Origin of the sequence: Stieleria maiorica (genome assembly GCF_008035925.1) — a bacterium.
GTDB lineage: Bacteria > Planctomycetota > Planctomycetia > Pirellulales > Pirellulaceae > Stieleria > Stieleria maiorica.
Window position 1 is genome coordinate 787,336 of record NZ_CP036264.1, and the last position, 15,382, is coordinate 802,717.

Sequence of the window (15,382 nt, forward strand, 5' to 3'; positions counted from 1 at the left end):
CGTGATGACCGGTGTCGACTTGCCCCAAATTCAATTGCCGCCGTGCAGGCACCAGCCGCAGGCCTATGACGGTCCGTCACGCGACGAAGTGCTGGCGCTGCGTCATCAATACGTCAATCCCGGCGTTTTGACGTATTACCGCGAACCGCTGATGGTCGTCGAAGGCAACATGCAGTACCTGTGGGACGAAACCGGCAAACGCTACTTGGATGCGTTCGCGGGAATCGTCACGGTCAGCGTCGGGCACTGTCATCCGCACGTCGCCCAGGCGGTCAAAGCGCAAGCCGGTCGGTTGCAGCACACGACGACGATCTACCTGCACCCGACGATCGCCGAGTTTGCCGCCAAGCTGGCGTCGAAAATGCCCGCAAACCCCGACGGGCTTCCGCTCGATCGCACCTACTTCACCAATTCGGGCAGCGAAGCCAATGAGATCGCAGTGTTGATGTCGCGCGAGTTCACCGGCAACCAAGACGTCGTCGCGCTCCGCAATGGTTATCACGGCGGAACCACGACCGCGATGGGCATGACCGCGCACGGGACGTGGAAATTCCCCAGCAATCCGCAATCGGGGATCACTCACAGCGTTCCGGGCTACTGCTATCGATGTCCCCTGGGGCTGCAGTATCCTAGTTGTGATGTAAAATGTGCCCACGACATCAAGAACGTCATCGAGTACCAGACGCCGGGGCAAATTGCGTGCTTCATCGGTGAACCGATTCAAGGGGTCGGCGGTGCCGTGGTCCCGCCGCCGGAATTCTTTTCGATCGTCTACGACATCGTGCGGCAACACGGCGGGCTGTGCATCGCCGATGAAGTCCAAGGCGGTTTTGGACGCACCGGCAAGCACTACTGGTCGCACCAGAACTGGGGCGTCCGACCCGACATCATCACGATGGCCAAAGGGATCGGAAACGGCGCGCCGCTGGCCGCGGTGACTTCGACCGGCCCCGTGGCATCGACCATGACCAACCGAATCCATTTCAACACCTTCGGCGGAAACCCCGTCTCGATGGCCGCCGGACTGGCCACCATGGAAGTGATCGATGCCGAAGGAATCCAGGAAAACGCGGCCGCGATCGGCGACTTGCTGATCGGTGGCTTGACAGAATTAAAAGACAAACATGCCTTGATCGGAGACGTTCGCGGGCTCGGATTGATGCTGGGCGTCGAACTGGTCAAGGACCGAAAGACGAAGGAACCGGCCTCGGACGCCGCCGCCGAGCTGATGGAACGCGCCAAACAACGCGGGCTGATCCTGGGCAAAGGCGGCTTGCATGGCAACACCATGCGGATCAAACCGCCGATGTGCATCACGAAGGACGATGCCCAGTTCCTGCTGGCGACGATCGATCAATGTTTATCCGAAATCGCAAACTAGCTGGACCGCGTCACTTTGATGTAGCTGCGCTCGATGCGAGCGCGGAAACGTCCGGAGATCCACCTTCTGGCGAAGGTAGCTACGTTCGATCGTCACGCCCGGCGTGACCCTGCCGGGGCGTTCCCGCACCACGAGACGAGACCACAAACATGCCGACACTGCAAACCACCGTCAACGGAATCAAGTTTCCCAATCCCTTCGTGATCGGATCCGGGCCGCCGGGGACCAACGCGCGGGTGATCTGCCGCTCGTTCGCCGACGGCTGGGGCGCGTCGAGCGCCAAAACGGTCAGCCTGGACGCATCCAAAGTCATCAACGTCGCCCCACGCTACGGACGACTCAAAGACGACACCGGCGAACCTTATGGCTGGGAGAACATCGAACTGATCTCCACCATGTCGTTCGACCAGTGGATCGATGAGTACAAGCGGGTCAAGGATGCCTATCCGGACAATGTCTTGATCGCGTCGATCATGGAAGAATTCAACAAGGACGCCTGGTTCGAGATCATCGAGCGCTGTGAAGCCGCCGGCGTGGACATGTTCGAATGTAATTTCTCGTGCCCCCACGGATTGCCCGAACGAAAGATGGGCGCCGCAATGGGTGAGGACCCAGAGATTTTGAGCGAGGTTTGCGGTTGGGTCCGCGCCGCAACTAAAAAACCGGTGTGGGCCAAGATGACGCCCAACGTGACGCGGATCGAAGATCCTTCGCGGGCGTGTCTGGCCGCCGGCATCGACGGCATCACCGCGATCAACACGATTCGCAGCGTCATCGGTGTCGACCTGGAAACGCTGCGACCGATGCCCACCGTCGAAGGCTACACCACGCCGGGCGGCTATTCGTGCAAGGCGGTCAAGCCGATCGCGTTGCGGATGAACATGGAGATCGCCACGTTGATCCGTGATGAGTTTCCTGGCCGCACCCTCTCGGGACTCGGTGGCATCGAGACCGGTGAAGATGCAGCGGAATTCTTCTTGCTGGGCGCCGACACCGTTCAAGTCTGCACCGGCGTGATGAAGCACGGTTACAAGCTGGTCGAAACCATGAAGGAACAACTACTCGCCTTCATGGAAAAGCATGGCTTTGAAACGATCGATGACTTCAAAGGCAAGGCGCTACCCTACTTCACCACTCACGCCGATCTGGTTCGGCGTCAGGCAGAGGCAAAGGCGGAGAAGGCTGAAGCCATGGCCAAGCGGGCCGCCGGAATCACGACCGACGAGAACTGGGACGGCGACGACTTCGTCAAACAGTCTGACGATCTGGTGGGCTAAACAGGATCGGCACGTGGGGATGCTGGCTGCACGTGCGGATCAGCCGCACCGTCGACTGGCCGTCGGAGTCATCGGGCGACGTCGACAACACGACCGCATCCGGCTTTTCATAGCGTGACAATTCGTAAAGCACCGTCATCGCATCGGACGTGTGCGTGACTTCATAACCTTCGGCCGACCATTCGGCAGAACGGTCGTCGTCGGGTGCGGCAACGAGCACAACCGTGCGGGATCGCTGCGTTGCTTGCTGGTCGGCCGAGTAGGTGTATCGGGCCGCCGCTTCGGCAACCCCGCCGGCAACCGCCCGGTCGTTGACAGCGCCCACCTGTGATGGCGTTCGGCGACGATCCGATTCAACCCCCGACGCACCGTATCGCAACGCGTCGAGTTCGGCCAGCGCTCCGGCCAGAGCGATCAATGCCTGATCGGTGTGACCGGCCGAGAGTTCTTCTTGCGCGGCCTTCAGCTTTTCGGTCGCCGCGTTGATCTCGTCTTGGATTCGCGAGACCACGTCTCGACGCACTCCCGCGGAATACGATTCATCAGTCAACGGCGCCGAACCGTCTTTGCCCATTTCGTGCCGACAGATACGGATGTGTCTGGGGGCATTGATGGCCAGAGTGGCACGTGAGCGTGTCAGTTTCACCACTTCGACCGAAATCCCCAACGCGGGAAAGTCGATGCGGTCATTTTCACGACGAGAGAGCACAAGCATGGCATACTCCATTCACATTTTCACCGCGAAAACGATCCATTCGTCGCCGCAGTGGAACAATGGTGAAGCACCCATGCTTCGGTTTCACGTCAGCATAACGCAACGCGGAAAACCAGAAAACACCAGTATTTTGAACCACATCCGACGGCGGACGTAGAAACAACAGCGTCTCATCACTCCACCATCTATCGGCAGCCCACGAGGAAAGACGTGGAACCGCTCGCCCACACCCATCGATCGGAGCGACTGGCGAAGGTTTTGCGCAACGTCCTGTTCTGGGGCTGCGTGATCGTTTCGGCGAAGGTGTTTTTGGCGATCCTGTATCAGTACCGCTGGTATTTTCCGCCGGACTTTGACGCCTCGCCGTTTCTCGCCGGACGCCGATTCACCTTCGTCGGTCTCTATCGCGGGGCGTTCTATCTGCACTTGGCGGCCGGACCGACGGCCCTGGTTCTGGGCACGTTTTTGATCTTCAGCGGTGGCAAGACACATTGGCAGCGTCTTCACGCGATGCTCGGCAAAACACAGTTCGCGGTCGTCATCACGATGGTCGTCCCGAGCGGTTTGGTGATGTCGTTGCAGGCTTATGCGGGGATCATCGCGGAAACCGGCTTCATCGTGCAATCGATCCTGACCGGTGTGACGATGGCGGCCGCAGCGTTCCTGGCTCGATCGGGGAAGTTCGCCGCGCACCGTCGCTGGGCGACCCGTTGCTACCTGCTGCTCTGGTCGCCGTTGCTGTTGCGCGTCGTAGCCGGACTGCTGATCGTGTCGAACCTGGAATCCGAGTGGACGTACCGCTTGAATGCATGGCTCAGCTGGCTCGCGCCCCTGGCGGTGTACGAGTTGGTCTTGATGTCGTCTTCAGCAGAAACACGGGCTGGGAAAAGGGAGGCCGCAACCGCTGGTGTTGGGCGTTCGCCGCCCACGGTCGCAGCGAAGCAGCGGCGGGGAATCGCCTAAAGGGACCGTCCAGCTTAGGGCAGAGGCGAAACGCGACGAATCCAAATGATCTGGCCGATTGGGTAAGAGGTGGTCAGTGGATCGGTGTACGACGTCCTTTCTAGGTCGTCGCGCTGAGCCCCACGGGCGACGGCCCGGAAGGGCCATCGTACACCAAGAAAAGCATCGCCCTAAGCTGGACAGTCCCTAAAGGCTAGGCACCAACGCTTGTGCGCGAGCATTTGGTTCTGACACGTTTTGCAAATGAACTCAAGCCGACAGGAGACTCGTATGGACCGACATTCAAGATCAATCGGAATGACACTGATTGAATTGCTGATCGCGATTGCAATCGTCGGAGTCATGGTCGGGCTGATGCTGCCGGCGGTGCGATCATCGCGAGAAGCGGCGCGGCGGATGAGTTGCTCCAATAACTTCAAACAAGTCGGACTGGCATTTGAAAACTATCATTCCACCCACAATCAACTTCCGATGCAGATGGGCGGAACGTTTGATCCGTCGTCTGATTCGCAAGGCACGTCCCCACCTGGCAACAACCGGTACCGCTTGAGCGCCCTGGTCGCCCTGCTGCCGTTTCTGAACCAGCAACAGGCATGGCAAACGGTCGAAACTGGAATCGCGGCGAGTGGCGACGTGGTGTACTCGCCGATGGGGCCGGCGCCGTGGACGCGTGAATTCGAACCTTGGCAGACGGATTACCCTGACTTTCGATGCCCGTCGGACCCCGGTATCGGCTTTCCCGCCCACGGTCGCAGCAACCTGGCGGTTTGTCTGGGCGATGCGACCGACGGCATCAACACCGGAGCGACTCGCTGGAGTGAACAATCGCGATCCTGGGTCACCGATCGCAGTGATGCGGTCGCCGCGTCCGGCCGCGGCGCGTTTGTTCCCCGACAGGTGATGCGATGGAGTGACATTCTGGACGGACGAAGCAACACGATTCTGGCCGGAGAGATCAGCACCGATCTCGGCGACGGTGACAAACGCACGACGGGATCGCTGTTGAATCCCTGGGCTTCGATTCATGATACGCCGACAGTTTGCGAGAGTCAGATTGATTCCGGGCGACCGATGTTCTGGAGCGAAGGTGACGAGGGTCCCGAAAGCATCGGATCTGCGGATCAAAAACGCGGTTTTCGTTGGGCCGACGGGGCGGCGTTGTACACGGGATTCAACACGATCCTGGCACCCAACCGAGAGGTCTGCTTGGCCGGAGGCGAGGCGGGGATCGGGATGTTGCCCGCGTCGAGTCGTCACCAAGGCGGGACGCACGTGCTGATGGCTGATGGAGCGGTGGTGTTTATGACCGACTCGATCGACTGCGGTGATCCGACCGTGGGAACGGTCATCTTGGGCGGTGAAGGTCCACGCGCCTCCGACAGTCCCAGTCCCTACGGTCTGTGGGGTGCCCTGGGCACACGCGGCCAAGGCGAGGTGATCGAGGAACAACTGAATCGGTAACACTGCGTCGACCGCACATGCACCGGCCCACGCACCTCATCATTCTGTGTGCGAATCATTCTGCTCAGAATCATTCTGCTCAGAATCATTCTGCCCCGAATCATTCTGCCCCGAATCATTCTGCCATCCCTTCGCGAAATCCCACGAACCTGTCGAGACGTGATGGAAGCGTGGAGGTAGGAAGATTTTGGGGGTAGGAAGATTGGCTGTTTCGAATGGATCACGCAGCACATCACGCAAGTCCGTATGAATTGCCGACTGATGACCGATGCTTTGCCTATTGGTTCAACCGATCCAGCAATCGCTGAATCTTCCAGTGGGTCATTGTTGTGGTCGAGAAGACCAACCAGTGGCGATCGCGAATCGTCGTTCCGGTGATCGTTGAATTCCCACCGAGAGCTTCCCAGGTGTCGGGATCGACGTTGGTTTCGATCAGGTTGACCAGCGTGTCGAAGTCGGCATAGACCTCGTTGTTGCTGGGCAACGATTGGCTCCGTCCCCACGACGCCAGATGCCGCATGTCGACCAGCGGAGTCACGTCATAGATCCGTGTCGCCAAATCCTCCTCGGCTGCCTCCACCGTCGTGAGGACCACTTGGCCGCGCACGATCATCAGCGTTATATCCACGTTCCGCAAGTGGTTCATCAACGTGGCGATCAAACTGGGGCGACCGTGCAATTCAATTGCTTCATTCCGGTCCCACCAACGAGCCGGTTTGGATTTTCGCTGTGAAGTGATCCGGCTGCCGTTGACCATCACGCCCGCACCGATGGGTGTGTCCGCATCCAACCCAATTTCTTCCAGTGCTCGTCGATCGAGCATGACGAGGAACAACTCACTCAAGTCCTCCGCAATCTTGCTGATCGGCATATCCGCCCTCCACTGAAACGGCGACTCTTTCATCAACGCGATCGTGATCGCTCGCTCTTGTTTTGCACTCATCAGCGGATCGCAAGGAAACGAAACCACCGCGCCGCCCGCCTTGGTGGTCGAGGATCGAATGATCTCCTCACTCAGGCCCGGGCTGAGCCAATGGTGCGAGCGATCGGTTGCCTGCGCGAGCAACAGAGTCGGCGACAGAATGAACCAGAACAAAAACGCGATCAGTCGCATGAAGGTCGTGCTCCACTTGTGGGATAGGCATCTTGCCTGTCATATCCAATCGGTCGGGAATCAGAAGCGATGGACTGTCATCACTGCACTTGGCATGCCGAATGCATCACCACCTTGTTGCACGCAAAACCGAAAGTGGAACGTTCGATTTCGCGTCGCAGTCATTCAAACAACTGTAGCGTTTCGCTACAGCCGGCTCCCCAGCGAGGTTCAAACATGCAAGCGATCATCGGATTTCTCAGAACCGCCGTCTTGCTTCGCACGATTGTGTTTGCATCCAGTGTGTCGATGCTGCTTGCCAGTGTTTCCGCTTCTGCTCAAGAGTCGGCTTCATTGGTCGAGGTAGACAGCCCCATCGCCGCGGTCACCGTCTTTCGCCACCAAGCGAACGTGGTCCGCGCGATCGAGGTCCAACCCTCCAATGCCCCTCAAAGGATTCGCGTCACGGGGCTGCCAAGAACCATTCACGATCAATCGGTGCGTTGGGAAACCGATGCCGAAATCACCGTCCGTTCGCTGCGTGTCACACCCCACCAGATCAAAGTGGACCAGGCGGCGAAGAAAGCATGGGCGGAGGAAATCGCGAAACAAAACCTGGCGATTCAAGATGCAGCGCACGAAGTTGCCGTCATCGAACAGGACCTCGAGACGATCGAGGACCTGGAGGAGTTTACTGCCGCAAAGACGAACAAGGGGCTCGGCGAATCCAAGCTGGAAGTCGAATCCGTCACGGCAATCGCCGATTTTGTGATGCAGCGTCGACGCATGCTCGCCAAAGAGTTGCACGGTGCGCGACAGGAATTGCAATCGCTGCAGGATCAACTCGACGCAAGCATTCAAAAAGCCCAAAGAGAATCGGAGTCCAGACCTGAAGCTACCTTCGATGCCGTGCTAATGGTCGATTCACCGCGTGGCGGGACGTTGCGTTTGAGCTATTGGGTGGACGAGGTGTCCTGGCAACCGCAGTACAGCATTCACGCGACCAGCGGCCGGCAGGGCGAAGATTCGTTTGTCGCTCAGCTGGACGGGACCGTCACGCAGAACAGCGGCGAAGACTGGCGAGGCGTTCAGTTGGCATTCTGCACGGGAGTCCCCAACCTACAGGCCGCCACACCGCTGTTGGTGCCGCTGCGTGTTTCGGTGAATCAAGCGACCGGCGATGGAGACGGCAGCGGCGGGTACTCAAACACCGGGTCATCCGCCGGCGACGCGCCGGCCTGGGAGGATCCGGCGGTTTGGCAGCGCAACCTGGCCTTGAACACCGAAGCGGCCGGCCGCCAGGTTGGCGAAATCAACCGACGTCAAAGCGTGCAGCGTGAACTGGCCGACGATGCCAGCACCAATTTGGCCGACGAAACCTATCGTGTTGCGACGCCGATCGACGTGGCCGACCAGACCGCCGAGCAAGCGATCACGATTCTGCGCTGGGAAATCACCAGCCCGATCTATCGCGTTGTCACGCCGCTGTTGAGCAGTTTCGCCTATCGCGAAGCGGCATTGGAAAACCAACTCGGCCAAAGCTTGGTCGGCGGCGAGGCGACGGTCTTCCTGGATGGACGATTCGTCGGCCGGACCACGTTGCCGCCGACGGCCACTGGCGGCGAATTCGCCATCGGACTGGGAGCCGATCGGCAAGTCCGTACGCGACGTGAATTGCTCTCACGCGATGAATCGATCCAAGGCGGCAACCGACTGTCGCGACTCGAGTACCGACTGGTCATCAACAATTACCACAACGACGAAATCGACATCCGGTTGTACGATCGCATTCCGATCACCAGCGATTCAGGAACCGTCAACGTCGTCACCGATTCAGGTTCGCTGGGCCAACTCTCCGGCGACGCCAAGTACCTGAGGATGCAGCGCCCGACGGGAATCCTGCGATGGGATTTAACGATCCCCGCCAAACGATTCGGCAGTAACGCCTACGATCATCACTATCACTACACGATCGAAATGGACCGCACACAATCGATCATCAGCAACGACGTCGTGCAACAAATGCAAAACGACCTGCGTTTCAACCAGTCCGGCGGAGGAGGAATGGGAGGCGGGATGGGAGGTTTCGGCGGCGGCTCGTTTTAGCCCGCGGCATCCCATGCCAGCGGGAAGCGCCAGCGAGCGGCAATGCCAGCGGGAAGCGTGAGCGAGCGGCCCAAGGGGTTTACCCCGCGTCCAGCGCCCGCCACTGGCTCACGCCACGTGCTGGCATTACCGGCCGCTACTGGATCCGGGATTGCCCGATCAGTTGTTTGACGATTTCGGAGCGCCGGCCGGTCTGTTGCAAGATCTGGCGTTGGCGATCGGCCCAATCGAGTCGGCCGGCGATCTCCCGGACCATCATCAATTCGGATTCGCAGTTCAAGTCTTGCGCGACGCCTCGCAGCTTGCTGAGCAGTCGTTCGACGATTTCTGCGACCGTCCGTTCAGAATAGTCAAAGGTATCGACCAGTGTCGCGGCGACTCCATAGCGCGCGGCACGCCATTTATTCTGACGAACCATCATCGGGTGGCAATCGAATTGATAGGTCCCTTCGTCGATGCGATCGCTGAGATATTTGACCAGGCACTGGACCAGTGCGGCCAGCGCGCAAACGTGGTCGATATTGCCGGGCATGTCACACATCCGGACTTCGACGGTACCGAAGTTGTGGTGCGGGCGGACGTCCCACCAGATCTCTCGGATCGTATTGATAAACCCGGTCTCTTCCATGTGATTGACCAGCCACACGTATTCGCTCCAGTTCCGCATCAGCGTCGGCAGGCCAGCCGTGGGCAACCCCTCCATGACTTTGCTGCGATGCGAATGCAGCCCGGTGTCGCGGTCTTCCCAGTAGGGGCTGCTGGCCGACAAGGCCAACAGCAGTGGCAGGTGCTGCATGATGCGGTCGCAGATCATCACCGCCTTGTCACCGGAATCGACACCGACGTGGACGTGCAACCCGAACGTGATCAACCGCCGCGCCATCTCCTGCAGCAGCCGGACGAGCCCCCGGTAGCGTTCTTCGTCGCTGACGATCTGTTCTTGCCACAGGCTGAACGGATGCGTCGCGCCCCACCAAAGCCCCAACCCCAGCCCGTCGGCGGATTGTTGGACGGAGCGGAGTTTTTCGGAAAGGTCGTCACGGGTTTGAGAAACCGTGTCACAGACGCCGCTGATGACTTCGATGCACGACTGCATCAATTCGTGTTTGCACGACGCGGCGATGTCGCGGGGCAGCGTCGCTAGCAGTTCGTTGCTGCGACTGGCCAGTGCGTACGTTTGACAGTCGACGATTCCGAGTTCCAATTCGACGCCGATGGTCTGTGTCGCATTCGAATGGAACTGGAACTTACTCATGACCGATCCGGGTCGAAGTAATTGATGATCGACGCTGCAAATAGTTTAGCGGCGTGTGCGATGGCATGTTCGTCGACGTCGAAATTTCCGGTGTGCAGCGGAGCACTGCCGACCTGATCGCCCGCCACGCCCAATCGGAACATCGCACCGGGGACATGCTCCAAGTAGAACGAGAAATCTTCGCTTCCCATGCTGGGCTGGTCGATCCAATCGACGGCGGCGGGGTTGAGTACTTGGGCTGCCGAATCGCTCAGCAAACGCACCAGCGCCGGATCGTTCATGACGCCGGGAGCGGACGATCCGAGTCGCAGGCTGACTTGACATCCGGTTTCCCGAGCGGTCGCTTCGCCGACATCCTCCAACACTTCCAGTGTCCGCCGTCGTGCTTGAACACCCAATGAACGCAGCGTCCCTTTGATCTTGGCGTGGTCGGGAATCACGTTGGGGCTGTGTCCGGCTTCGATCATGCCGATCGACAACACGACGATGTCGTGTGCGTTGACCGCGCGATGGACGCGGCGGTATGCGGATTGGATCCAACGGGTGCAGGCGTCGATCGGGTCGTTGGTCAAATGGGGCCGTGCCGCGTGTCCGCCATCGCCATCGAATTTGACCTCCAACATGTCGCACGCGGCGGTCAGGTCGTGTTCGCGAAGACCGATACATCCGACTTGGCGGGTGGGATCGACGTGCAGCGCCAGGATCGCGCCGACGTTGGCGACGGCATGATGGTGAATCATGTGCAACGCCCCCTCGGCGGTTTCTTCGGCCGGCTGCAGAATCGCCCGCGCCGCGATCGGCCACGGCAACGCACCGCTGCGGTGCAAGTGTGAAAGCAACTGCATCGCCGCGATGATCACGGTGGCGTGGACGTCGTGCCCGCAGGCGTGCATCACCCCGTCGACCGTACTGTGGTAGGGCACGGATTTCTCGTCCTGGATCGGCAACGCGTCGATGTCACCACGGATGGCCATCCGTGGGTGATCGGCCAGCGACTTGTCGGTCACCAGATCGGCCGTCAATCCGCGTCCTTGGCCGGCGACGCGGACCGGCATGTCCAACTTGGTCAGTTCCGCCTTCAGAAACTGAGTCGTCAGCACTTCATGCCCGGACAGTTCGGGGTGCTGGTGCAGGTGACGACGCATCGCGATCCAGCCCTCGGCAAGAACTTTGGCGGCGTCGTTGATGGCCTGAACCCAACTGTCACGGTCGGCGGAAAGAAGGTCGGCCATGATGATGCGAACAAATCCTTGACGACGCGTCCGTAGACGTCCGTCCATCGGAAATCTCGTCCGCCACAACGATGCGTAAGTAGTCTGTGGTTCAAGCTCCGCCCGAGATCACGCGAATCGCTTCAGTGGGCAGGGTTTTCAACATAACCAGTCCCCTGTCGCCGATCAAACCAACCGCTCTCCGGTTTTGCTAGCAAAGGCCCAAATGGCCCAAATGGTGCCACCCATCAACAATGGCCCAAATGGTGCCACCCATCAACCACGCCCTCGACCAATGGCCCAAATGGTGCCACCCATCAACCACGCCCTCGACGGCTTTGCTAGCAGGCACATTGCCGACGCAGACTCGCTGATTGATGGGTGGCACCAAATGAGAATGAGTGAGCGCACTGTCTTGCCGTTCGTTCGACGATGGGGAAGCGATCCTGTAATGGGACAGATAGGACAAATAGGTCCCATCTGTCCTGTTGGTCCTATTGATCGGGCCCCCCGGCGTGGAGGTCGCGATGAAAGTCGACAGCGGTAGTCGCTCACTTCGACTTCGCGTCGAGGATCTCCTCGGCCGCGCGCAGTCCGCTGTTCATCGCGCCCTGGATGCTTGGTGTTTCGCGGTGGTCGCCGCAAACATACAGGCTTGCTGGCGCTTTGATCCCAGGGATCTGATCGGCTCGCACCGACTGCAGCACCGGATCCAGACGAAGCTGCGGCAGCCCGTAGGGCACGCGGATCGTCTGAACCAGCTCCCATCGACCGGCTCCGTCGCCGAACCAGCGACGCGCCTGGTCGCCGACCGCATCGGCCAATTCCTCGGCGGACCGGTCGGCCATCGAATCCGCGATGCTGATAGAAATCAGCGAACGGCCGCCGGACGCGTACTCGGGCGCGACATCGCTGAGTACGACGGCCGTTCGGATCGGACCGTCTTCGTCCCCACGCAGCATCAGCATTCTGCTGGGTTCGGGCGAGCGCTCGGCGACGAAGTACATCGTCGTGGCGTGATTCCACTGGGTGACCAACTCGGGGGCGTCGAGCAACCGTGCTGCGGCGTTGCTTTCGGTTGCGACGACGACGGTTTCGGCATCGATGCTTGCGCCATCGCTTAGGTGAACTCGATGCCGCCCGTTGATGCTTTCGATCGACGTCACGGTGGTGTTCAGCCGAAGCGTTCCGCGCGGCAGCCCTTCGGCCAACTGTCGCGGGATCGCGGCCATGCCGTCGGCGGGGACCGCGATATCGCCGGCAGCGAACATTCGAAAGACGAATTCAAACATCCGGCTGGAGGTCGACAAGGATTCGTCCAGAAAGACGCCACCGAGAAACGGCCGAAAGAAAGCGTCGATCATCGCATCGGAGAAACCTAAATGACGAAGTCGCTGGTCGGTGGTTTCGCCATCGCGGTGATACAGATCCTGCAGCGTCCCCCGCCGTGATTGAAACCTTGCCTTTGCGATCCGCAATTTGTCCATCAGTGATCCGACGGGGCTGGTCGCGGTGGATAGAATCTGTCCCGGGCGACGCCAGGGATCGCCCAATCGCGTGAAACGACCGTTGTTGCGAACGAGTGCCCCGGGCTGGAACGCCCGCAACCGCAATCTTTCATAGTCCAACAATTCCCGACAGGCCGGGTAGGCTGTGAGCAAAACCTGGAAACCGTGGTCCAACTTCAACCCGTCGACGATGTCGGTCCGAACGCGGCCGCCGACGCGATCGCTAGCTTCCAGCAACGTGACGTCACGGCCGTGTTGGGTGAGCCGTCTCGCGCAGGCCAGCCCGGCCAGGCCCCCGCCGATGATCACCGTGCCGGCGATCACCGAGTTGGCGGGCGAACCGTCCGGGTTCGGATTCGTACCACTGTCGGATGGGGTTGAGTTCACGGCGATTGCGAAAATTTAGGAGTCCGTACATTGCTGGACGGAGTTGCGGGGCAACGACCAGACGACGTAGTTACGCTCAGCAGAGCGTGGTACGCGAATGGGGGCCACCGTCTGGCGAAGGTAGCGACGTTCGGCTCGCAATTCACGATAGTTTGATGCAAATTGGGACGATCCAGCGAGGAATTCATGGCGGAGACAGCTGTGATTGTCACTTCATCGAAGCAATCCGGCCAGCGGGCGGCCACGATCCCATGGCAATGGATCGCAGGCAATTTTTCATTCGCCAAGCAGCGACTAAACTACGCGGCCGGCGGAAACCGTTGCTCTCATTCTAATTGAATTTCATTTTTCACTGGCTATCGATTCATGCGTGTCATTGTCACCGGATCCAGCGGATTGATCGGATCAGCAGCCGTGCGTCATTGGGACGCTGCGGGTGACCAAGTCATCGGCATCGACAACGACATGCGTTCGACCTTTTTCGGCCCCGATGGCAGCACCAAGTGGAATCAGTCGCAACTGGAATCAGAAACCCGAGATTTTCGCACCGAAAACATCGACATTCGCGACCGAGACGCGATCCTGGACTTGTTCAAGAACGAACCTCCCGATCTGGTCATTCACTGTGCGGCCCAGCCGTCTCACGATAAGGCGGCGGCAATCCCCTTTTTGGATTTCGAAGTCAACGCGAACGGAACACTGAATCTGCTGGAAGCGACCCGCCGGCATTCCCCCGAAGCCGTGTTCTGTCACATGAGCACGAACAAGGTGTACGGCGATGCGCCCAACGAGCTGCCTTTGAACGAGCTGCCGACGCGTTGGGAATACGCTCGCGCGGAGGATTACGACGGGATCGATGAAACCTGCCGCATCGACCAGACCATGCATTCGCTGTTCGGGGCCAGCAAGACGGCGGCGGACGTGCTGGCCCAGGAGTACGGAAAGTATTTCGGATTGAAGACCGGTATTTTCCGCGGCGGATGTCTGACCGGTGCGAGTCACAGCGGCGTGGAATTGCACGGGTTTCTGAGCTACCTGGTGCATGTCGCGGTGAGCGGAAAACCGTACACGATCTTCGGTTACAAGGGCAAACAGGTTCGCGACCAAATCGAGTGCAGCGACGTCGTCCGGGCCTTCGAAGCGTTCGCCCAAAACCCTCGTCCGGGTGAGGTCTACAACATCGGCGGCGGGCGTGAAAATGCGGCCAGCGTGCTCGAATGCATCGCACTGATCGAAGAGATCAGCGGGCATCGAATCGAGTACACGCTGAGCGATGAAAACCGCAAGGGCGACCATGTTTGCTACATCAGCGATCTGAGCAAGCTGCGACGTGATTACCCCGATTGGCAGATCCGCGTGTCACTCCGTGAGATCGTCACGCAGATGATCGACGCGGCCGAAGCAAAGGGGATGAGTCGACAACCGCGGTGAGGGCAATCGGACAAACCGGTCAGAGCGTGGCACGAGCGTGTTTTTCGACATAGGGTTCCCTTGGCCCGTCATGCTTTTCCGGCAGTGGCCGCCCGCAGTCGGCGGCCATCACCGATTGTTCCCAACGAAACGCCCGTGGCAATCATGCATTCAAATCCCACCCTCACCGCGGAAGACCCCCTCGGCACGCAATCGATCGCCGAGCATGGGGGATTCGTTGAAAACACACTCGGCGACGATGTTGCGTCTCTGATTCAATCGACAGGCGGATACCGAGGCCCGGATCGTCGCGCCAGCCGCCGGATCCCACGAACGCTCGAAATCACTGTGCAGCCGCTGGACGTCCAACTGAACGAGTGGGCGAGGCCGTTTTTTGCGATCACACGCGACGTCAGCCAAGGCGGACTGGCCTATCTGAGTTCCCAGAAAGCCGATTTTGAAAAAGCCGTTGTGTCGTTAAACGACGGCATCGCGCCGGGGATCGTCTGCCGAATCTGCAACACGTCGTTGGTGCACAGCTTGGGGAAAGAAGAAGTCTGGCTGACGAACGTGCAGTTTTTGCACGTCTACCAACGCCGCAAGTAGGCGACACCG

At 59.6% G+C, this 15,382-nt stretch carries 13 protein-coding genes; 8 read left to right on the plus strand and 5 right to left on the minus strand.

The window, feature by feature from the left end; genetic code table 11:
- The first annotated feature begins 4 nt into the window (after positions 1-4).
- Positions 5-1,381: an aspartate aminotransferase family protein gene (locus tag Mal15_RS02430; protein ID WP_147866294.1), complete on the plus strand. Its 1,377-nt coding sequence runs from the start codon at positions 5-7 to the stop codon at positions 1,379-1,381.
- Positions 1,382-1,530: 149 nt separating this feature from the next.
- Positions 1,531-2,658 carry an NAD-dependent dihydropyrimidine dehydrogenase subunit PreA gene (gene preA, locus Mal15_RS02435; protein ID WP_147866295.1) on the plus strand — a complete coding sequence of 376 codons (1,128 nt, stop codon included), beginning with the start codon at positions 1,531-1,533 and terminating at the stop codon, positions 2,656-2,658.
- On the opposite strand, the gene Mal15_RS02440 is transcribed toward preA, so the two are convergent.
- The gene (locus tag Mal15_RS02440) at positions 2,630-3,373 is read right to left on the minus strand and encodes a carbon storage regulator (protein ID WP_167546596.1); all 744 of its coding nucleotides are present in this window, start codon (positions 3,371-3,373) and stop codon (positions 2,630-2,632) included. The two genes, preA and Mal15_RS02440, sit on opposite strands and share 29 nt — an antisense overlap.
- Here Mal15_RS02440 and Mal15_RS33905 point away from each other — a divergent pair.
- The 3 genes from Mal15_RS33905 (at position 3,372) to Mal15_RS02450 (ending at position 5,797) form a co-directional block, all read left to right on the plus strand.
- On the plus strand, positions 3,372-3,530 hold the full coding sequence (locus tag Mal15_RS33905) for a hypothetical protein (RefSeq protein WP_167546597.1): 159 nt from the start codon (positions 3,372-3,374) through the stop codon (positions 3,528-3,530). The genes Mal15_RS02440 and Mal15_RS33905 overlap by 2 nt on opposite strands.
- Before the next feature lie 53 nt (positions 3,531-3,583).
- A complete protein-coding gene (locus tag Mal15_RS02445; RefSeq protein WP_167546598.1) occupies positions 3,584-4,336 on the plus strand; it encodes a DUF2306 domain-containing protein in 753 nt (250 codons plus the stop codon).
- 270 nt (positions 4,337-4,606) lie between these two features.
- Positions 4,607-5,797, plus strand: coding sequence for a DUF1559 domain-containing protein (locus Mal15_RS02450; protein ID WP_147866298.1), 1,191 nt, complete (start codon positions 4,607-4,609; stop codon positions 5,795-5,797).
- 277 nt (positions 5,798-6,074) lie between these two features.
- On the opposite strand, the gene Mal15_RS02455 is transcribed toward Mal15_RS02450, so the two are convergent.
- A complete protein-coding gene (locus Mal15_RS02455) occupies positions 6,075-6,911 on the minus strand; it encodes a hypothetical protein (RefSeq protein WP_147866299.1) in 837 nt (278 codons plus the stop codon).
- Positions 6,912-7,127: 216 nt separating this feature from the next.
- On the opposite strand from Mal15_RS02455, the gene Mal15_RS02460 reads away from it, so the two are divergent.
- Positions 7,128-8,996 (plus strand): DUF4139 domain-containing protein, encoded by a 1,869-nt coding sequence (locus Mal15_RS02460; protein ID WP_167546599.1) that lies wholly within the window; start codon positions 7,128-7,130, stop codon positions 8,994-8,996.
- Between the two features lie 136 nt (positions 8,997-9,132).
- Here the strand turns inward: Mal15_RS02460 and Mal15_RS02465 are convergent, their stop codons facing one another.
- The 3 genes from Mal15_RS02465 to Mal15_RS02475 form a co-directional block, all read right to left on the minus strand.
- Positions 9,133-10,251 (minus strand): carboxylate-amine ligase, encoded by a 1,119-nt coding sequence (locus Mal15_RS02465; RefSeq protein WP_147866301.1) that lies wholly within the window; start codon positions 10,249-10,251, stop codon positions 9,133-9,135.
- Complete coding sequence (locus Mal15_RS02470) at positions 10,248-11,531, minus strand: amidohydrolase (protein ID WP_147866302.1); 1,284 nt, start codon at positions 11,529-11,531, stop codon at positions 10,248-10,250. The genes Mal15_RS02465 and Mal15_RS02470 overlap by 4 nt, the downstream gene beginning before the upstream one ends.
- A gap of 482 nt (positions 11,532-12,013) precedes the next feature.
- The gene (locus Mal15_RS02475; protein WP_233903241.1) at positions 12,014-13,357 is read right to left on the minus strand and encodes an NAD(P)/FAD-dependent oxidoreductase; all 1,344 of its coding nucleotides are present in this window, start codon (positions 13,355-13,357) and stop codon (positions 12,014-12,016) included.
- 366 nt (positions 13,358-13,723) lie between these two features.
- Between Mal15_RS02475 and Mal15_RS02480 the strand changes: the two genes are divergently transcribed.
- Both Mal15_RS02480 and Mal15_RS02485 read left to right on the plus strand, forming a co-directional pair.
- The gene (locus Mal15_RS02480) at positions 13,724-14,788 is read left to right on the plus strand and encodes an NAD-dependent epimerase/dehydratase family protein (protein WP_147866303.1); all 1,065 of its coding nucleotides are present in this window, start codon (positions 13,724-13,726) and stop codon (positions 14,786-14,788) included.
- A 144-nt stretch (positions 14,789-14,932) separates the two neighbouring features.
- The gene (locus tag Mal15_RS02485; protein WP_147866304.1) at positions 14,933-15,373 is read left to right on the plus strand and encodes a PilZ domain-containing protein; all 441 of its coding nucleotides are present in this window, start codon (positions 14,933-14,935) and stop codon (positions 15,371-15,373) included.
- The last annotated feature ends 9 nt before the right edge of the window (positions 15,374-15,382 follow it).